This window comes from Streptomyces sp. QH1-20, from assembly GCF_041283565.1.
Classification (GTDB): Bacteria; Actinomycetota; Actinomycetes; order Streptomycetales; family Streptomycetaceae; genus Streptomyces; species Streptomyces syringius.
Genome location: NZ_CP166299.1, coordinates 4,185,778 through 4,204,526, shown reverse-complemented (window position 1 = coordinate 4,204,526; position 18,749 = coordinate 4,185,778). Strand labels below are relative to the sequence as shown.

17 protein-coding genes, 1 tRNA gene and 1 pseudogene are annotated in these 18,749 nt (G+C 70.9%); 12 read left to right on the top strand and 7 right to left on the bottom strand.

Features of this window, described 5'->3' with window-relative positions:
* Positions 1-12: 12 nt before the first annotated feature.
* Positions 13-840, top strand: a complete 828-nt coding sequence (locus AB8O64_RS18880) for an NAD(P)H-binding protein (protein ID WP_370420124.1) — start codon at positions 13-15, stop codon at positions 838-840.
* Between the two features lie 100 nt (positions 841-940).
* Positions 941-1,447, top strand: a complete 507-nt coding sequence (locus tag AB8O64_RS18875) for a carboxymuconolactone decarboxylase family protein (protein WP_370420123.1) — start codon at positions 941-943, stop codon at positions 1,445-1,447.
* A 148-nt stretch (positions 1,448-1,595) separates the two neighbouring features.
* Here AB8O64_RS18875 and AB8O64_RS18870 read toward each other — a convergent pair whose 3' ends face one another.
* Together AB8O64_RS18870 and AB8O64_RS18865 are read right to left on the bottom strand one after the other, a co-directional pair.
* Entirely contained in the window at positions 1,596-1,961 is a 366-nt protein-coding gene (locus tag AB8O64_RS18870; protein WP_370420121.1) for a hypothetical protein, read from the bottom strand.
* A gap of 14 nt (positions 1,962-1,975) precedes the next feature.
* Positions 1,976-3,229, bottom strand: coding sequence for a helix-turn-helix transcriptional regulator (locus AB8O64_RS18865; RefSeq protein ID WP_370420120.1), 1,254 nt, complete (start codon positions 3,227-3,229; stop codon positions 1,976-1,978).
* A gap of 197 nt (positions 3,230-3,426) precedes the next feature.
* Here AB8O64_RS18865 and AB8O64_RS18860 point away from each other — a divergent pair, with 197 nt between their 5' ends.
* From AB8O64_RS18860 to AB8O64_RS18845, 4 genes are read left to right on the top strand one after another with little or no spacing between them, the layout of a single operon-like run.
* Positions 3,427-3,561, top strand: a complete 135-nt coding sequence (locus AB8O64_RS18860) for a hypothetical protein (protein WP_370420119.1) — start codon at positions 3,427-3,429, stop codon at positions 3,559-3,561.
* A gap of 14 nt (positions 3,562-3,575) precedes the next feature.
* Positions 3,576-4,766, top strand: a complete 1,191-nt coding sequence (locus AB8O64_RS18855) for a JmjC domain-containing protein (RefSeq protein ID WP_370420118.1) — start codon at positions 3,576-3,578, stop codon at positions 4,764-4,766.
* Entirely contained in the window at positions 4,763-5,671 is a 909-nt protein-coding gene (locus AB8O64_RS18850; protein WP_370420117.1) for an aldo/keto reductase, read from the top strand. Before AB8O64_RS18855 ends, AB8O64_RS18850 begins: the two co-directional genes overlap by 4 nt.
* Positions 5,652-6,506: a hypothetical protein gene (locus tag AB8O64_RS18845; RefSeq protein WP_370420116.1), complete on the top strand. Its 855-nt coding sequence runs from the start codon at positions 5,652-5,654 to the stop codon at positions 6,504-6,506. The genes AB8O64_RS18850 and AB8O64_RS18845 overlap by 20 nt, the downstream gene beginning before the upstream one ends.
* Positions 6,507-6,572: 66 nt before the next feature.
* On the opposite strand, the gene AB8O64_RS18840 is transcribed toward AB8O64_RS18845, so the two are convergent.
* Positions 6,573-6,659: transfer RNA gene (locus AB8O64_RS18840), tRNA-Ser, on the bottom strand.
* Between the two features lie 88 nt (positions 6,660-6,747).
* Positions 6,748-7,185: an NUDIX domain-containing protein gene (locus AB8O64_RS18835; RefSeq protein WP_370420115.1), complete on the bottom strand. Its 438-nt coding sequence runs from the start codon at positions 7,183-7,185 to the stop codon at positions 6,748-6,750.
* Between the two features lie 189 nt (positions 7,186-7,374).
* Here AB8O64_RS18835 and AB8O64_RS18830 point away from each other — a divergent pair, with 189 nt between their 5' ends.
* Both AB8O64_RS18830 and AB8O64_RS18825 read left to right on the top strand, forming a co-directional pair.
* Positions 7,375-8,022 (top strand): hypothetical protein, encoded by a 648-nt coding sequence (locus AB8O64_RS18830; RefSeq protein WP_370420114.1) that lies wholly within the window; start codon positions 7,375-7,377, stop codon positions 8,020-8,022.
* A 128-nt stretch (positions 8,023-8,150) separates the two neighbouring features.
* Positions 8,151-9,260, top strand: a complete 1,110-nt coding sequence (locus tag AB8O64_RS18825; RefSeq protein ID WP_370420113.1) for an alpha/beta hydrolase — start codon at positions 8,151-8,153, stop codon at positions 9,258-9,260.
* 52 nt (positions 9,261-9,312) lie between these two features.
* Here the strand turns inward: AB8O64_RS18825 and AB8O64_RS18820 are convergent, their stop codons facing one another.
* Complete coding sequence (locus AB8O64_RS18820) at positions 9,313-11,025, bottom strand: S1C family serine protease (RefSeq protein ID WP_370420112.1); 1,713 nt, start codon at positions 11,023-11,025, stop codon at positions 9,313-9,315.
* A gap of 161 nt (positions 11,026-11,186) precedes the next feature.
* On the opposite strand from AB8O64_RS18820, the gene AB8O64_RS18815 reads away from it, so the two are divergent.
* The 3 genes and pseudogenes from AB8O64_RS18815 to AB8O64_RS18805 all read left to right on the top strand — a co-directional run bounded on the left by AB8O64_RS18815 (position 11,187) and on the right by AB8O64_RS18805 (position 13,898).
* Positions 11,187-12,011, top strand: coding sequence for a glycerophosphodiester phosphodiesterase (locus tag AB8O64_RS18815; RefSeq protein WP_370420111.1), 825 nt, complete (start codon positions 11,187-11,189; stop codon positions 12,009-12,011).
* Positions 12,012-12,043: 32 nt separating this feature from the next.
* A pseudogene (locus AB8O64_RS18810) lies at positions 12,044-12,691 on the top strand (ATP-binding protein).
* A 238-nt stretch (positions 12,692-12,929) separates the two neighbouring features.
* A complete protein-coding gene (locus tag AB8O64_RS18805) occupies positions 12,930-13,898 on the top strand; it encodes a DUF5926 family protein (protein WP_370420110.1) in 969 nt (322 codons plus the stop codon).
* 455 nt (positions 13,899-14,353) lie between these two features.
* On the opposite strand, the gene AB8O64_RS18800 is transcribed toward AB8O64_RS18805, so the two are convergent.
* Complete coding sequence (locus AB8O64_RS18800; RefSeq protein ID WP_370420109.1) at positions 14,354-15,094, bottom strand: hypothetical protein; 741 nt, start codon at positions 15,092-15,094, stop codon at positions 14,354-14,356.
* Between the two features lie 349 nt (positions 15,095-15,443).
* Entirely contained in the window at positions 15,444-16,208 is a 765-nt protein-coding gene (locus tag AB8O64_RS18795; protein WP_356456886.1) for a bifunctional DNA primase/polymerase, read from the bottom strand.
* An 838-nt stretch (positions 16,209-17,046) separates the two neighbouring features.
* On the opposite strand from AB8O64_RS18795, the gene AB8O64_RS18790 reads away from it, so the two are divergent.
* Positions 17,047-18,675, top strand: a complete 1,629-nt coding sequence (locus tag AB8O64_RS18790; protein ID WP_370420108.1) for a PP2C family protein-serine/threonine phosphatase — start codon at positions 17,047-17,049, stop codon at positions 18,673-18,675.
* Positions 18,676-18,749 lie beyond the last annotated feature (74 nt).

The following is an 18,749-nucleotide window of genomic DNA, read 5'->3' as shown; positions in this document are numbered from 1 at the left end:
AGGGAGATTTCAATGATTCTGGTCACCGGTGCGAGCGGCGCGCTCGGAGCGCTCATCGTCGGCGAACTGGCCGGGCGGGACGACGTCGTGCTCGGTACCCGCACGCCCCGCTCCACCGCCGAACGGCGCGTCGACTTCGACGACCCGGCCTCGCTCGACTTCACCGGCGTGGACACCTTGCTGATCGTCTCCGCCGGATACGGCGAGGACGACGTCGTCATCGCCCGCCACGACGCGGCGATATCGGCGGCCGAGAAGGCGGGAGTGCGGCACGTCGTCTACACCAGCCTCAGCGGCGACGGCGACCACATGACGTACGCCCTGGCCCACCGCTGGACCGAACGCCGCCTCGCGCGCGGCCCACTGGCCTGGACGATCCTGCGCAACGGGCTCTACGCCGAGTTCCTCGCCGGCATCGCCGCCCCGGGCCCCGACGGGACGATCGCGGCACCCCTGGGCGAGGGCCGCCTGGCCGCGGTGGCCCGCGCCGACCTCGCCGCGGTGGCGGCCCGGGTCGTGACCGAGCCGGAGCGGCACGCGGGGCGGGTGTACGAGCTCGTCGGCGAGCGGGCCCTGGGCGGTGCCGAACTGGCGGCCGCGATCGGCGGCTCGTACGAGCCCGGCTCGCTCGGCGCGGCCCGCGAGGCGATCACCGCGGCAGGCGAGGCGCTGCCCTATCAGGTGCCGATGCTGATGAGCACGTACTCGGCGATGGCCGGCGGCTTCCTGGACGGCTCCGGGATCGAGGACAACGCCCTGCGCACGCTCCTGGGCCGCGAGCCCCGCCCGGCACTGGAGGTGTACAAGGCCGCGGTCGCCGCGGCACCACCTGCCGCGTAGCCAAAACTTTTTTCGGGCCGGGTCGCTCCATCCGTCACATTCCTTCGACGGCATCCGTCAGGGCAGTGACAGCAACGCACCAGCCCGAAGGAGCACCACAATGAACGCGCGTTCCCTCACCGCCGAGGTCCCCATGAGCCCCCGGATGGCCCACGACCCGGTGGAGCTCGTCCCCGAGGTGGCCGAGGTGTCGGCGGCCCTGTTCAAGGCCACCGGCAACCGCTCGGTGCCGCGCACCACGATCAGCCTGATCCAGCTGCGCGCCGGTCAGATCGTCGGCAACACGTACCTGACCGTTCTGCACGCGGGTTTCCTGCGCAAGGCCGGGGAGACGGAGGAGCGCATCACCTCGGTGGCGTCCTGGCAGGACTCCCCCTACTTCACCCCGGCCGAGCGCGCCGCGCTGGCCCTGGTGGAAGCCGTGCTCCAGCCCTCCGCCCACGGCGAGCGGGTCTCCGACGAGCTCTACGCGGAGGTGGCCGAACACTACGACCCCAAGGCGCTCGCGACCCTGACGATCGCGATCGGCCAGGTCAACTTCTTCATCTCGATCGCCCTCATAGCCAAGCCCGTCCCGGGCCGCTCCTTCACGGACCCCTGGAACTGAGCGCATCGGGGTTCGTCGGGTTCGGGCCCCGGGCCGAGGCCTGAGCCCGACGCTCCCACACCACCAGCTCGCCCTCAACCGGCCTGGAGGCGACCCCAGAGGGTCGCCCGACGATCACCGCAGTGGGCCGAGAGAGCGCGATAACGGCTCAGCCGAGGTCCTGCTCGATGGCCTCAAAAATGTCTGCGTCGGTCTCCTGCTGCCAGGCCGGAAGGTCGGGCCAGTCGGCCACGTAGCCCGGCTTCGGGTCCTCGAAGTGCTTGAACATCTGAGCTGTCCAGCAGGTCGCGACGAACCGGCTCTTCTGCTCGCGGGACAGCCGCGCCGCGTGCCCACCACTGATCTCGATGAACTGTCGAACCTGCTCGTAGACAGACCCGGCCGCCTCCCGCTCCCACTGCGGGGTGTCGGCCCACGGAGTGATGTAGCCGGGCTTGGGCTCACCAGGGAAGTGACGACGCACACCCGAAATCCACGTTTCCCGGAACAGTCGTGCACCTTCGGTCAGCGACATGCCAGCCCCTCTCGTCACGGCGTGCTCAGCGACGCGATTTCCGCCCCCAGCTCCGCTACGCGGTGGTCCTGGCTGAGGGGGCCGAACTCGTCGCACAGGCCTCGGAGTCTACGGGCGACGTATCCGGAGGATGAGGCTTTGGCCAACTGGACGGCCTCTTCGCCGTATACGACGACTTGTTCGGCGTCGCAACGCCTCGCGCCGATGGCAGAAAGGTCGGTCAGTACCGCGCCCCTTCGCCGGTACGACTGACCAGCGACAAGGGCAATCTCCTCCAGCGCGCCCTTCAAGGTTTGCTCTGCCGATTCAAAGCGACCCAGCCGCAGGTAGCGCGCTCCCCGCTCCTCCGCCAACCGTGTGCCGTCGAACCGGAGCCACCCGACGTCAGCGCTGTCTCCCGTGAGAACTTTGACCTTCTCGGCTCGGTCCAGCGCGCGCTCGCACGCGGTCAGATCACCCAGTCCCGCGTAGGCCTCCGCCTGGACCGATGCGACCCAGTGGCGGGTCGAGAGTCCACTGTCCCCGCGCCCGGCCAGTCGCTCGGCCGCCGTGAGCGTCTCTGCGGCCTGGGGGTAGCGGCGCTCCGACAGGTCCACGTAGGCGTGGCGGACCAGGGCGCAAGCCCACAGGTCGTAGGTCCCGGCTTCTTTACTGACCGATGCTGCGAGTGAGTAGAAGGCAGCGGCGTCGGCGTAGCGGTTGCTGTCGAATGCGACCTCACCGGCCAATTGGAAGAGGTCAGCCGCCGCATTCAAGAGGAGGTGAGACCCGCTCCGGGTTGTTCTCAGCGCCTCGGTCAGTGTCGTCAGTTGGTCCCGGATGACGGGACAGACCGAACGCTTCGACCGGGCAAGTCGGTAAACCTGCCAGAGGTGACGGTTCATCCTCGCGAAGTCGACCGGATTCCCCTTGCGGGCGCCGTCCGTAAGGGCTTCGGCCTCATCGACCGACAGGGCGGTCAACGCCCCACTGACAGTGAGGATGCGAAGAAATTCGCGGCGGATCATTTCGTCGGGGTCTCCCGAGGTCGGATGATCGACGGACTGCTGCTCCGATGTCCTGGGGCCGGCCGTAGGCGGAGGTGTCAGAAGGGAGTCAAGCTCATGGAGGCTGACTTCGAGGGCGATAGCCAAGCCTCGTCGCTGAAGTGGCTGTGGTTCAACCCTGCCGTTCTCCCAACGACCGACGGTTGTGCGATCCACACCGAGTAACCGGGCCAGCTTCTCCTGACTGTAGCCCCGGGCCCTGCGTCGTTCTGCCAGTCCCATGACGACACCTTCCCGCGACTTCGGAGGCCTCGTCTCCCGTGCACGGTTCTGCGTCAAGACTGCCGCATCAATGCCGTGGAGTCCGCTGACTCGAAGCGCTTTCCTGGGAGTTGTCGCGAACGACGTGGTGGCCGGGCCCGGCTCCGTCTTCCCGTCGGGTTTCGGTGGGGAGTCCGCCAAACAGAGAGGAAAGATCCATGGAGAAGGATCACGGTTCGGTGACCGTCGAGGTGGGCGGCCTGCTCGTCGCGAAGCGCAGGATCACGGCCGCCCGCGCGCGTACCGAGCAGGAGTCCGACGTCACCGGTGGCCGCTCCGACGGCAACGACTGACGGGGCCGCCCACGATGCTTGACGCAGCCTCGTGGGCGGGGCGTCTGGGCGGGGACACGTTCCTCGCCCAGACGTACCACCGCTCATACGCCGTACTCCCCGGTGCTGCCGCTGATACACCGGACTTGTTCTCCTGGGACGACCTGAACCGGATCATCGCCACTCAGCGGCTGGAGCCGCCACGCCTGCGGCTTTCGGCCGACGGTGAGATGGTCCCCGTTCACCGGTACGCGGTGCCCACGACGAACCGCCGTTCGGTGACGTGGTCCCGTATCCAGCCGGCCGAACTGCACGCCCGGCTCAGGGAGGGGGCGTCGATGGTCCTGGACTCCATCGAAAAGATTCATCCGCCCATCGGGGAGGCTGCCGAGGGCCTTGAACGATTCCTCGGCACCCCCGTGCAGGTCAACGCCTATGCCTCGTGGACGGAACGGGAGGGATTCGGCCTCCACTGGGACGATCACGATGTCGTCGTGGTCCAGGTCCACGGCTTCAAGCGATGGCGGCTTTACGGGGCCACCCGGGAGGCCCCCACGTTCCGTGATGTCGAGTCGCCGGACAAGCCGGAAGGGGCATCGGTGGCGAACATCGTCCTGGCACCCGGTGACGTTCTCTACCTTCCGCGCGGATGGTGGCACGCGGTCACGGCTGACCAAGGCACGGAGTCGCTTCACCTGACGTTCGGCCTGGTCTCCCATACGGGCGCGGACCTCCTGCACTGGGCCGTTGATCAGCTCCGGTCGTCCCTCACACTGCGCAAGGACATTCCACGGTTCGCCTCGCTGACCGAGCAGTCGAAATTCGTCGCCTCACTCCGACGGGAACTGTTGGATGAGCTGGCGAGCCCTCGCCTGGTGGAGCGGTGGGCGGAGTCGATCGACACCACTCACCACGGACACGCGATTCCCTCGCTGCCGTACGTCAACGGGCTCCCGGCCCATCCGGAGATCGCTGTCAGGCTGACCTGCCCGAGGAGCCGTCTGGTGGAGGACAGCGCACACGACACGGTCACGTTCTCGGCCGCCGGTACCGCCTGGATCTTCAGCACCTCTGCCACGCCGGTCCTTCGTACGTTGCTACTCGCTCGGCCGACCACCCTGCGGGAACTCGCCGACTCCGCCCAGTTGGAGGTGAAGGACGTGGCCGCGCTGGTCTCCGCCCTCATCGACGGCCAAGCCGTCGCCGTCGTGAGGGCCGCCCTGTGACGGCCGCCCTGGCCCTGGGCACCTACCGGGTCCGGAACGTGGAGGAAGCCGCCCGTACCGCTCTACGGGCGGGGAGCCCATGGATCGACACCGCGCCGAACTACGCCGAAGGGCGGGCCCTCCCCCGCCTCGGCCCCGTTCTGCGGGAGCACCCCGGGGCCACTCGGGTGGCCACCAAGGCGGGGTTCTTCACCCACAGCCAGGCCCGATCCGCGCAGGGCCTCGGAGTACTCACCGATCAGGACGCGTCGGCAGGCCACAGCCTGGATCCCGGATTCGTGAGCTATCAGGTGGAAGGAGCAGTGGCACTGCTGGGGCACGTCGACCTGGCCTTCGTACACAACCCCGAACGAGTCGAATGCGGCAAGGACCGGGCGGCACTGCACCGGCGGCTGCGGGAAGCCTTCACCGCCCTCGAAGAGCTGGTGATGCGACGCCGGATCGGCGGATACGGAGTGGCCACCTGGTCGGGGTTGCGCGAAGGTGCGTTCAGTGTCCCTGAGCTGGTGGGACTCGCCCGAGCGGCAGCAGGCCCCGGAGATCACCACCTGATCGCCCTGCAACTGCCGGTAAGCCTGGTCATGGACGAGCCGATCACCCAGGCGCTCAATGACGGCGGACCGCTCGTACAGGCAAAGGACGTCGGAATGATCACGTTCGGCTCCGCACCCTTGCACGGTGGAGAACTGTTGGGCGGCATGACACCGGAACTGGTGGACATGATCCGGCCCGGGTTGTCGGCCGGCGCCGCTGCAGTGCTGGCTGCCGGCTCCTGCCCCGCCCTCGACGTCGTGCTGATCTCCGCCAGTACGCGCGCGCACTGGAACGATGCGGCCAAGGCTCTGGCCGCACCGCTCACCCCAGAACAGCTCAGGAGAGTGACTGATGAACTCGCCACCGGATGAGGCCACGCGGGTCCTGATGGAGGCCGCGCACGAGCACGCCGTCAGGGCCTTGGGACTCACCTGCGCAGGACCCTTGGTGTGGGGCTTCGCGGGCTTCACACTCGGTCGCCGGTCGGGGCCGTACTGGCTGCGGGTCAGCCGGAGCGCCAAGGCGAACGCCGGGCGCAAGCCGGGTGAGGGCCTGGTCGGCGCCTCCGTTCTGGTGCCCCGCGACGTACCCCGCCCGGCCGTGCACGGGGTCCACGACTGGGTCGAAGGCGAGTACGCCTTCGAAGCGGAACTGCTGGACCTGGTGCCGCACCCCGTCGTCTCCCCGCAGCGCCCGGACCTCGTACGGGATCCGGCGCTGCCCGACCAGTGGTGGACGCTTCTGCACCGCTCTCTCGCCCGTCTGGCGGAGGCCGAAGGCGCCAAGGAGACCGTACGAGACACGTGGATCGCACGGGCGTTCCCCCAGTTCCTCGGCATTCCCGCGCCGAACGCGGTCGAGCGCGTCACCGGTCACGGCGACCTGCACTGGGGCAACGTCACCGGCATGCCGCTGACCCTCCTCGACTGGGAACGATGGGGCCGCGTCCCCGTCGGCTACGACCCGGGCCTCCTGCACGCCTACAGCCTGCTCGTCCCGTCCGTGGCGCGTCGCATCCGAGCCGAGTTCGCGGCCGTCCTGGACTCCCCGGCCGGTCGGATCGGTGAGCTGGCCGCGCTCGCGGAACTGCTCCAAGCGGTGGCCCGGGGCTTCTATACCGACCTTGCTCCGCATCTCATGGCCCACGCCCGGGCACTGACAGGTGCTCAGCCGCCTGTTGCGGCGACTGCCGAGGTCACTGTCTGAGGCAACGCGAAAGGGGTGCTCCCGGAATCGGGGCACCCCTTCTCACCTGGCCGGACGGCCACACGGCGGAGGCTGAGGGATTTGAACCCTCGGTGACATCGCTGCCACGACGGTTTTCAAGACCGTTCCCTTAGGCCGCTCGGGCAAGCCTCCCCGCGCCACCCGTTGGGCAACGCGTGGACAGCCTACCGGGTGGACGAATCCGCTGTGCGGCCCTGGTCGGGGGATGGACGGGCAGGCGTCAGGCGGACGGCCGACGCGCCGCCACCTCTCCGGCGTGCCGGCCGATGACCGCCCTCGCCCACGGAGCCATGACCAGCCGGGGAACCATCGCGGCGGGGAACCAATGCAGCATCACACCCTCGGTCAGGGCCAGATCGCGCACGTCGCCCTCCCAGTGCCCCAGGAACACCGTGGCCTGCCCCGGCTTGCCGTCCGGCCCGTGCAGGTCGACCACGGTGTACCGCCTGAGGTCGGGCAGGAGGAGACCCGTCTCCTCCTTCAGCTCACGGACGATGGCCTCGTCGGGGCGCTCGTCCTCACTGTCGCGGTTCCCGCCGAGCAGGGACCACGTGCCCGGGTCGCAGATGCCCGGGATGTTGTCCCGCAGATGCAGCAGGTATTCACCCCGCCCATTGACGATCAGCGCTGCCGTGCCCCTCGGCTCCCGCACAGTCATCGTTCCCCCACTCCGCTCGTACCTCGGCCTACCCGAGCACCCTGCCCATGAGCGCGGTACACATGCCCTGGTCGACTCCGACAGCGGCCCGTTCCGAGAAAAGGCCGCGCCGAGCCACAAGCGCCAAGGGTGAACGCGGCTTGTCGATCGGGCCGTCGGCCGTGTAGAGGTCGGTGCGTGGACCCTTTCGTGCCTCTGCAGCACACCACGCCTCCTGGAGCGCCGCTACGCGGCGAAGAACTGTTCATCGGCACGGAAGGAGCGACGATCCTCGATTTCTGGCGGTACGCCTTTCCGGATCTGAAGACCAACACCACCCGGGGCATGCTCGCGGAGTTCCTCGTGCACCGCGCGGTCGGTGCACAGCAGAGGAACCAGGAGTGGGAAAGCTTCGATGTACTGACTACCGACGGGCTGCGCATCGAGGTCAAGAGCAGCGCCTATCTGCAGGCATGGGACCAGCGCGACGTCACTAGGATCGTCTTCGATCGGCTGAGAACCCGTACCTGGAGTCCGCAGACCGGTGACGCGGCCGAGCCCACCTTCAACGCCGACGTGTACGTCTTCGCCGTGCACACCGCCACCAGCCACGACGACTACGACCCCCTGGACATCGGCCAATGGCAGTTCTACGTGGTTCCCAGCCCCGTCATCGCAGCCAAAGGCACGAAGAGCCTGGTCCTGAATTCCGTCCGGGCTCTGGCCGGGGACCCCGTCCCCTATTCGGACCTGGCGGCCCGGATCCGTGCCGTCGACCCCCGTGCCTCGGGTCCCGGCGCAGGGCACGGCACCAACATGGCCGGCTCCAGCCCTGAGGTCCTTGACCGCCGACGGTAGCGCTACGCCCTCCTTGCCGTCCGTGGAACGGATCCTGCCGGATTTTTATCTACCCCGATGCGCACCCCCTGGCGGTGCGTCCGGGCAATACGCCCGGGACGAGGAACGGCAGAGAGTTTTCCTGAGCCATGGGGATGACAAGTACCAGCGTCGTCGTATTGGCCGTGCTCGGCACGGTGCTGTTATTCGCTCTCACCGTCTGGTGCTGGCCACGCCTGGCGCGGCGGGGCTGGGGGGCGGTGCTGAGCCGGGTGGGGCTGGTCTGCGCGATTCAGGCGCTGTTGTTTTCCTCGGTGGGCCTCGCGGTGAACAGGGAAATGCTCATCTACGGCTCCTGGGACGAGCTCTTCGGCTGGGAGAAGGGCGTGGACTTCGACGGGAAGTCGGCCGGCGGCTCGGCCGTGCAGCTGATCGGGAAGCAGAAGCCCGATGTGCCGGGCGCCGGAAAGCCCCACATCAGCGGCGAGATACAGAAAATCAATGTGCGGGGAGAGCGGTCCCGGATCGCCACTCCGGCCTATGTCTATCTGCCGCCGGAGTACTTCCAGAAGGGGTACGAGAAGAAGACGTTCCCCGCCGCGGTGGTGCTGACCGGCTTCCCCGGCACTGCCGAGAACCTGCTCAAGGGGCTGCGGTATCCGAAGACGGCGTGGACGCAGGCCAAGCAGAAGAAGATGCAGCCGATGATCCTCGTCATGATGCGGCCCACCGTCGCGCCGCCGCGCAACACCCAGTGCGTCGACATTCCCGGCGGGCCGCAGACGGAGACGTTCTTCGGCAAGGACCTGACGAAGGCGCTCTCCGGCACCTACCGCACCGGCACCAAGCCGCGGAACTGGGGCTTCATCGGTGACTCCACCGGCGGCTACTGCGCACTGAAGATCGGCCTTCAGCATCCGGAGACCTACGCGGCCAGCGTGGGCCTGTCAGCCGACTACAAGCCCGAGATAGACAAGGACTCCGGCGACCTCTTCCACGGCAACAAGCGCGAGGAGAAGCGGTCCGACCTGCTGTGGAGCCTGGACCACCTGCCGCAGGGCAACTCGTCCTTCCTCGTCACCACGTCCAAGCAGGGGGAGTCCAACTTCAAGGACACCCAGCGGTTCATCGCGAAGGTGAAGGCCCCCGCACGCGTCTCGTCGATCACGCTCGACAACGGCGGTCACAACTTCAAGACCTGGAACCGCGAGATACCGCCCTCCCTGCGATGGCTGAGCAGCCGCCTCGCCGCGGAGTGAGCGATATGCCTCCCCGCGCCGCCCGTCGGGCGGCGCGGGGAGGCAGGGGGAGTCAGTTGTCGCCGTCGCGCTCGCCCAGGGTGATCTCCACCGTGGACGACTTGCCGTCGCGGGTGTAGGTCAGCTGGACCTTGTCGCCCGGCTTGTGGGTCCAGATCTCGCTGATCAGGGTCGGGCCGCTGTCGATCGTCGTGTCGTCGAGCTTGGTGATCACGTCGCCCGGCTTGAGGCCCGCCTTGTCGGCCGGGCCGCCGGGGGTGACGGCCGGGGTGTTCTTGGCGCCGGAGGGGGCGATCTTGGCGCCCTCGCCGGTGTCCTTCATGTTCACCGTGGCGGCGATGACCGGGTAGACCGGCTTTCCGGTCTTGATGAGCGTGTCCGCGACGTTCCTGGCCTGGTTGATCGGGATCGCGAAGCCCAGGCCGATGCTGCCGGACTGCTGCTGGCCGCCGCCGAAGCCCCCGCCGGAACCGGCGGACTGGATGGCGGAGTTGATGCCGATCACCGCGCCCTGGGCGTTGAGGAGCGGGCCGCCGGAGTTGCCCGGGTTGATCGAGGCGTCCGTCTGGAGCGCGCTCATGTACGACGCGTTTCCGCTGCCGCCGCCGTCGCTGGAGGCCACCGGGCGCTTCTTCGCGCTCACGATGCCCGTGGTGACCGTGCCGGACAGGCCGAAGGGCGCGCCGATCGCGACCGTCGCGTCACCGACCGCCGTCCGCTCGGAGTCACCGAGCGGCAGCGGCTTGAGGGTGCCGGCGGGGGCGTCCTTCAGCTTGAGGACCGCCACGTCGTAGCCCTGGGCGCGGCCGATCACCTCGGCCTCGTACTTCTTGCCGTTCGAGAACGTGGCGCGGAGCTTGCCGCCCTCGGCCGCCGACGCGACGACGTGGTTGTTGGTGAGGATGTGGCCTTCCTTGTCGTACACGAAGCCGGTGCCCGTGCCGCCCTCGCCACTGCTGCTCTGCGCCTCGATGGTGACGACGCTCGGCAGCGCCTTGTTCGCGATGGCCGCCACGGAACCCGGGGAGCGGCTCTCCACCTTGGGGTCGCCGGAAGCGGAGATCGTCGTCGAGTCACCCGACTCATTGCGGTCGGCCGCCCAGTAGCCGATGCCGCCGCCGACACCGCCCGCGACGAGCGCCGCCGCGAGCACGGCCGCCACGAGGCCGCCGGAACGCTTGCGCGCCGGCGGGGGCACCGGGGCGCCCCACGCCGCACCCGGGCCCACCGGCCCGCCGCCACCGGCCCCGCCGTACGGCTGCTGCGGCGCGCCGCCACCGCCGTACCAGCCGCCACTGCCCTGGCCCGCGGCTCCGGTCTCCGCGTACATGGGGTGCGGATGGGCCTGCGGCGGCTGGGGGTGGGGGTGCGCCTGGGGCGCGGGGGTCTGCTGCGCGGGTGCCTGGTGCTCGGGTGCCGCCATCGGCGCCGCCGCCGGTGCGGACGACGGGCCCGTCATCGGCTTCGGCTCGACGGCCGGAAGCTGCGACGTCTGCTCGGCCGCCGGAAGCTGCGACGTCTGCTCCACCGGCGGCAGCTGCGACGTCTGCTCGGCCTGCCCGTGGCCCGTGTCAGCAGGGGTCGTGTCAGCGGGGGCCGCGTCCCGCACCGGCTCCGCCGAGGGCGGCTCCGTGGGGACGGGCGGGACCGGAGGAGCCTCGGGAGCGGCCGGAGTGGGGCGCTCCGCATCGGCGGCCGGCGTCGAAGACTCCGTACCCCGCCCAGCCGCAGGCGGAACGGCGGCGCCCTCGTTCTCGGTGCTCACAGCTGTCTCCTCAATCAACAACAGAAAGTTTTCCGCTAACAGCTTTTCCCATGGCACGTCAGACCGCCGTAAGCGGAGACTGTGCCCTTGGCCCATCGTCCTTCACCCCGGACAAAATGGACCGCATGCGCGATTGTGCCAGGCGGTGGCACGATAACGCGGTGACCCATGCGCACCCGGCCCGGGACTTTCCCCCCGAGCGCCAGCCCCCCGCCGTCATCGCCCACCGCGGGGCCTCCGAGGACGCCCCGGAACACACCCTGGCCGCCTACCGCAAAGCGATCGAGGACGGCGCCGACGCGCTGGAGTGCGATGTGCGGCTGACCGCCGACGGGCATCTCGTCTGCGTCCACGACCGCCGCGTCAATCGCACCTCCAACGGGCGCGGAGCCGTCTCCACCATGGAGCTGTCCGTCCTCTCGGCCCTCGACTTCGGGTCCTGGAAAGGCCAGGCCACCGACACCGAGGCGCCCGACCGCGACAGCACGTCCGTCCTCACCCTCGAGCGCCTCCTCGAGCTCGTCGCCGACGCCGGGCGCCCGGTCGAGCTGGCCATCGAGACCAAGCATCCGACCCGCTGGGCGGGCCAGGTCGAGGAGCGGCTGCTCGACCTCCTCGGCCGTTTCGGGCTCGCCGCCCCGCCCGCGGGGCAGCCCTCGCCCGTACGGGTGATGAGCTTCTCGGCCCGGTCCCTGCACCGGGTGCGGGCGGCGGCGCCCGCCCTTCCGACCGTCTATCTGATGCAGTTCGTCTCGCCCCGCCACCGCGACGGACGACTGCCCCCGGGCGTGCGCATCGCGGGCCCGAGCATCCGGATCATCCGCAACAACCCCGGCTACGTCGCGCGGCTGCACCGCGCGGGCCACCAGGTGCACGTCTGGACCGTGAACGATCAGGCCGACGTCGAGCTGTGCGCCCGGCTCGGGGTCGACGCGGTGATCACAAACCGGCCCAAGGCAGTCCTTTCCCAACTCGGCCGCCCCTAGTGCCCATTACATGGAGTGCACCGGCGCGTTCGGTGCGTAGGCGACCGCCACAAGTGCCTCACCCCGTCCAGGATGGCCGGTTTCCGGTCCAGGCCATTGGGGCATCCATCCCCTGACGTGGGGCAAAGGAGGTCTCGGGGGTGGCGTTGATGGTGGCACAGGAGGTGGCCACGTCGTCGATCATGGCCGTACCCCATGGTCCCGCCGGCGTGGGTGAGGCGAGACACCGGATGCGGAAGGACCTGCGCGTCAGCGGGGTGCCGGACGAGGTCATCGACGACGCGGTGCTGGTCCTTTCGGAGTTGCTCAGCAACGCGTACCGGCACGGACGACCGCTCGTCCTGGCGAACGGCGAGTGCGACGGCGCGGAGAACGGCGGCATACGCGCCGCCTGGCACATGGACAGGCGCGGCCGGCTGACCGTCGAGGTCACGGACGGCGGCGGACCGACCCGGCCCTTTCCGGCCACTCCTTCGGTGACCGCGCGCGGCGGCCGGGGTCTGAACATCATCAGCGCGATCTCCCAGGACTGGGGCGTCCGGGACGCCGGTGGATCCGGCGAGGTGACCGTCTGGGCCGCGCTCTCCGCCACCACCGCGCATGCCGCGCACGAGTTTCCTTCTTCACGCATCCCGCTCGACCCGGAGCTCGCCTTCTCCGATCTCGACGGTCTGACCTAGAACCGCGACGCGCGTAGACGGCGGTAGCCGTCCCGGAGGACCCGTCGCGGGTCCCCCGCATCCCCCGCTGACGGGCACGGATCGCTGCCCCTGCCGGTCTCGGCGTGCCCGCAGGCAGAAGCCGTCGGGGCGGGCCGCCATTCGCTGACGCCGAGCGCGAGCGACCCCGCGCTAGGCTCGCGCCCGTACGAGCCGGCCCGTACGAGCCGGTAGGACCGATACGGGAGATGCACACGCCATGGCCAAGAAGCGCCGCCCTCAGACCAAGGCCGCCACGCCGCCGGCCGGCGACGGCACCATCCCCGTCGTCGGTGCCCGTGAGCCCTGCCCCTGCGGCTCGGGCCGTCGCTACAAGGCCTGCCACGGGCGCGAGGCCTCGCACGCCGTCGTCGAGCTCGTGCAGAGGCCCTTCGAGGGTCTGCCCGGGGAGGCCGACTGGGTCGCGCTGCGCGAGCTGGTGCCCGCCGCGACCGTGGAGCTCAAGCTCAAGGGCGGGCTGCCCGAGGGCGTGCCGTCGGTGACGCTGGCCACCGTGCTGCCGATGGCCTGGCCCGCGCTGCGCCGCGACAACGGCGCCGTGCTGCTGGGGCTGCAGAACGACACCCCGTCCGGTGACCTGAGCCGCGACCTCGCCGCCACCCTCCAGCGCGCCCTGGAGGCCGCCCCCGGCAGCCCCGTCGCCGCCGAGCGCACCGGGGCGGAGGGTCCGCGCCTGCAGGACCTGCTGGACCCGGAGGGCCCGTTCGAGCCGGCCGTCCACACGGGCTTCGAGTTCTGGGTGGAGAACGCCGAGAACGCCACCGGTGACGTCGCCGCGTCGCTGGAGCGGGCCAACGCCGCCGCGATCCCGACCGTCCGGCTGTCCGGGGTCGACGCCGCGTACTGGTGCGAGGTTCCGGACAAGAACCACCTGCGCTGGGTCATGACCGTGCCGGAGGAGAAGCTGCTGGACGCCCTCGCCCGGCTGCACGTCTCCGGCGCGACCTCGCTCGGCGAGGGAACGCGTCTGGTCGGGTCGTTCCGCGCGCACGGGCTGATCGTCCCCGTCTGGGACCTGCCGAGCGAGATGGGCGCCCAGGACGTCGAGAAGCCGGCGGCGGCCTTCGCGGAGCGGCTGGCCGAGGCGCTGGCCGACGAGTCCCCGCTGACCGCCGAGGAGCGGCGGGCCCGCGGCGGCCTCACCAGCCGTCAGGTGACCTTGAACTGACGGCTTCGGGGAGTGAGGGCCTCCGGCGACGCCCGCCGGAGGCCCCAGCCGTCCCCACCGGGGAGCCCAGCCGTCCGCGCCGAGGGGCCCGCCGAGCCCTCAGGAGGGTCCGTAACCGCTTCCGGAGGGCGTCATTCACGTGACTCCTGTCACAACTCCCGCTGTCAGCCCGGAAATCGGCGTCCGGAAATCCGCGATCGAATTTGCGAACCGCCGATCTCTTGTTACGGTTCTAGGAGCCCGGTCGCTGGTGCATCCCCCGTCGCCAGCGACCGGGCGTTTCCATGCCCGGAATCCGGCCCGCCGATCGACCGGGTCCCCGGCCCGGCCGTCGAACGGCCGCACCGCGTCCCACGTGCCTGTTCACATGGCCTTCCACGACGCCTTCCAGCCCCCGCGAGGGCTCCCGTCGCAGTCCTGGCACCGACACCAAGCTCCCGTACGGCCGCGGGCCGCTAATCCTCCTCGGCCACCGGCGAGTTGCTCCCGGACCGGAGCATGAGGTTCCCCTTCGTGGAAGCGATCTCCGCGACCGCCGTATACGAGCCATGTCCCCGAACCGTCGGTTCGCGGGGCGTCTCGCAGGCGTCGGGATCATCGGAGGCGCTCAGCCGGCAGTGCACCTGGACCGTCCGCCCGTCCGGGGCCATGAGGGTCAGCACGGCCGTCAGGGGCTCGCCCGTGGCGTTGCGGTAGTACGTGCGCGCCCAGGTCTCGCTCCCCTGCGTCAGGACGCAGGTCTGGGCCTCGGCGCCCTCGGGCGAGGAGAGTTCGAGGCCGCACTGGGCGGAGCTACGGGCCGGGAGGATCGCCGCCCCGTCGTCGGAGTCGCTCGACGGCCCGCCCTCCGGGCGCCCGTTCCGCGGCTTGGCGTCGGCGTTCTCCGGAATGACAGCGCTCCCGGACGCCTCATCGGCCCCACGGGCCTCAGCAGGCGATTCCGGCACGAGAGGCTCCTCCGCCTCGCCCGCACCGCGCACCGTGTCCCTGGACGTGCCCCGGGCCTCGTCCCGGGTCATGTCCTGGGCCTTGTCCGGGCCCTGCGCGCCCGCGCTGCCCGCCGGGCCCGCCGTCGCGGCGGCCAGGGGCAGGACGACGGCCAGGGCCACCGCGCTCGCGAGCGCGACCATCCGCAGATTCGCCGCCCGTTGCTGAGCCGCGCTGGGCTCTCCGGGCAGACGGGACGCACGCTCCATGGGGACCACCTGCAACTCGCCGCGGACGCTGGATCGCGGGGGCGGATTCGACCCACACCCCCGCCGGACCGACGGCGCCCGGCACGGCATCCGACGCAGGCCCTCACCCGCAAGATAGCGGGCACGGTAGGGCTCGCAGGGCTAGCGCGCGGCCGTTCCTGTGGTTCTTCTGTCGGCTTTCACTCCAAGGAGTGAGAGCGCGTGCGTCTCCCGTCCGTACGCGCTCTCTCGTCCGCCCACAGGGCCCATCCCGGCACACCGGCTACACGCGGCATCCACCGCTCCGCGCCCCGTCAACCCCGTCAACCCCGCCGGGCCCACGGATCTCTGTGATCCGTACGCGAGGTGATCAGTACGCGAGCTTGCTGCCGCCCCCGGGCGTGCCCGCGCTCTCCTCGACCAGGACGTCGACCACCGTGGCCACGTCGGGCAGCCACGGCCGCGCCGCGGGCTGTCCGGTCGTCCGGCCCACGCGGAGCGCCACGGCCGCGCCGACCCGGCCGCCGAAGGCCGTGCCCCGGCCCTCCGGGCCGTCCTGGCCCGGCCGCACCGGCGGCCGCTCCCAGCGGACCCGGCCCGTGGCGGTGGGCGACGGCGGCAGGACCACATAGCCGCCCTCCCCGTGGAAGCGCAGCGACCCGGGCACCCAGTCCTGGCTGTGCAGCAGCTCGCCGAGGACTTCGAGGGAGTAGGGGGCCACCAGCAGGGACCAGCGGGTGGGCGTCGCGACCACGGGGCCGATCCGCACGCCCGCGCGGTCGAACGCCGCCAGCGCCCGGGCCCCGGCGACGGCCGGCAGGCTCACCGCGCACGGCGCCCTGCCGCCCGTGGCGAGCACGACGGGGGCGTCCGGCCGGTTGGTCCACCACCAGCGGACCATCCGCGCGTCCGTGGTCGCGGCCAGCAGGCCCGGATCGAACGGGTGGGCACCGGGGACCACGCAGTCCGGCTGCGGGCAGCCGCACTCGCGCGGCCGGCCGCCCGGCCGCAGGCCGACGCCGGGGAGTACGGGCCATTGCCACTCCGTGGCGTAGGCCAGGGCCGCGGTGAGTACCGCCGACCGGCCACCGCGCCGAAGCGAGAGCTTGCGTCGCCTTCCGAGGATCTCGCGCATGAGCGCTCGTTCCTTTCCGTAAACGCCGAAGGTGGGGCCCCGGTCCTGGACCGGGGCCGTATCGCACTACCTGAATCGCACTACATGGCACTTCGCACGGTCCGCACGGGAACTGCACGGGAACCGCTGGGGAACTGCTGGGGAACTACGTGGGCCTTCGTGGGACTACGTCTTTCCTGGGACTGCGTCTTCGTGAAACTGCGTCTTCATGGGACTACATGGCACTACGGGCACTACATGGCGCGTCGCGCGACGCGCCGTGGCCCTTTCGAGGCCTGCACACCACATGGATCACGAGTCACTGCGCGTACGACGCAGCGCATCACGCCGCGGGCCGAGCGTGAAACCTGGCGAGGGGTGGCGCGCGCATGGCGCTTCGTGCCGGGCCGTGCACCCCTCGCCCGCGGCGTGGGTTGCCCCTCGCCATCAGGGACGGGCGTGACCGTTGACGGTGAAGACGCCAGGGCCCGCCGCCGGGTTGCGGGGCGGCCCCAACTACCCCTGGCCTTCTCCGAGTACGTACCCGCCGCGGTCGGCATGACGCACTGTTGAACAACGTCAGTCGACCGCAAATCACAGGCCTCAGGACTATTTTCCGGCCAACTTGGAAACCTCCCAGACACCACCAATCCCACTGGTCCAATGCTGGACATCCCCTTACCCGGGCGTGTACATGTGGAGGCATTGATAGCGCGCAACACGACAGGGGGTTTGCGATGCTATTGAGCAGCACGCACAGGCCGCTGGGCTGGTCACGATGGCTTGGCCGGGTGCCCCGAACCGTCCCCCGCCGCCCCTTCTCTCGCACTGGCGTACGCCTTGCACCGGGTAGCAGGCCATGACTGCTCCCCACCTGCCGAAAGTGGCCGGAATCGACTCCCCGGTCCCCGCACCCGCGCACACTTCCGCCCCTGTCGCGCCTTCGGCCCTCGCCGGGGAGAACACCGGCCCGGCCCGCGCCGCGTCCACCCTCCCCGCGCCCGCCACCGGCCCGCCCGACGAGCCCCCGCTTTCCCCCCTCGCGCTGAACGCCTTGGTCCAGGACCGCCTCGCCGGCTGGATCTACGACCTCACCACGCTCCAGGAGCTGACCGAGCGGCTCGCCCGCACCGGCACGCTGGACGACGCCCTGCACGAACTCCTGCGCGCCGGATCCACGCTCGTCGGCGCCCGCCGCGGCCTCGTCACCCTGCGGCCCGACGACGGGCTCGCCCCGCCCGTCACCGTCGGCCTCGGCCTCGGCCGCTCCGATCTCGGCCACATCGAGACGATCCCGCGGCCCCCCTCCTCCGCACCCCCCGCCCCCGGCGCACCCCCCTCCTACGGGCAGCTGCTCGACGACCTCCCGCCCGTGGGCGACCGGTCCGGCACCTCCCACCCCGACATCGCGGGCGAGGACGGCCTCGACCCCCGCCACCGCGAGGTCGCGGCCCGCCTGGGCTACGCCGCCAGCTACGCGGTCCCCCTGGAATCCGACCCGCCGAGCGGCTCGGAGGACGCCACCGGCAGGCTCGGCGCGGCCGTCTGGCTCTACGACGAGCCGGCCGAACCCACCGAGCGCCAGCGGCATCTGATCGGCCTCTACTGCGGCTACGCCACCGAGCACCTCGCCCGTCTCGTCGAGCTGACCCGCGCCCGCGAGACCATCGCCACCCTCCGCGAGGAGCTGCTCCCCAGCCGTCTCCCCCGGGTCTCCGGGGTCCGGCTCGCCGTCCGCCACCGGCCCGGGCCGCACGGCGGCGGTGCCTGGTACGACGCGCTGCCGCTGCCGGAGGGCGCGCTCGGCCTCGCCGTGGGCGGAATCACGGGTTCCGGCCCGAGTGCCGTCGCCGCGATGGGCAGGCTGCGGGCCTCCTTGCGCGCGTACGCCGTCATGGAGGGCGAGGACCCGGTCGCCGTGCTCTCCGACCTCGAACTCCTGCTGCGGCTGACCGAGCCCGCCCGGGCGGCCACCGCGCTCTTCGCCTACTGCGAGACCGTGGAGGATCCCCTGACCGGGGACCGGACGCGCAAGGTCGTCCTCGCCGGGGCCGGGCACTGCCCGCCGCTGATCATCGGCGACCACCGCACCGAGTACGTGGAGACCTCGCTGTCCGCGCCGCTGGGCATGCTCGCCTGCTGGGAGGCCCCCAGCGTGGAGATCGAGCCCGCGCCGGGAGAGACGCTCCTCTTCTACAGCGACGGGCTGCTGCACCGCACCGGCGAGGCCATGGACCGCGCCTTCACCCGGCTGCACAAGGCGGCGGCGAGCGTGCCGCGGGCCCTGCGGCACGACCCGGACGCCATCGCCGACCACGTCCTGCGGGCCGTGCTGCCGCCGGAGCGCCCCGCGGAGCCTCTCGCGGAGGCCGCCGGGGCGGACGCGGAGCGCGAGCGGGCCGCCGCCGGGGCGCTGACCGCCGCGGCGGCGGCGACGGGCGGCGACAGTGGCGAGGACGTGATCCTGCTCGTCGCCCACTTCGAGTGACGGCCCCCCTCGCGCGCCGCCACCGGTGCCGCGCGGGACGCCGTCCGAAAACCACTGATCCGCACCGCTGATCC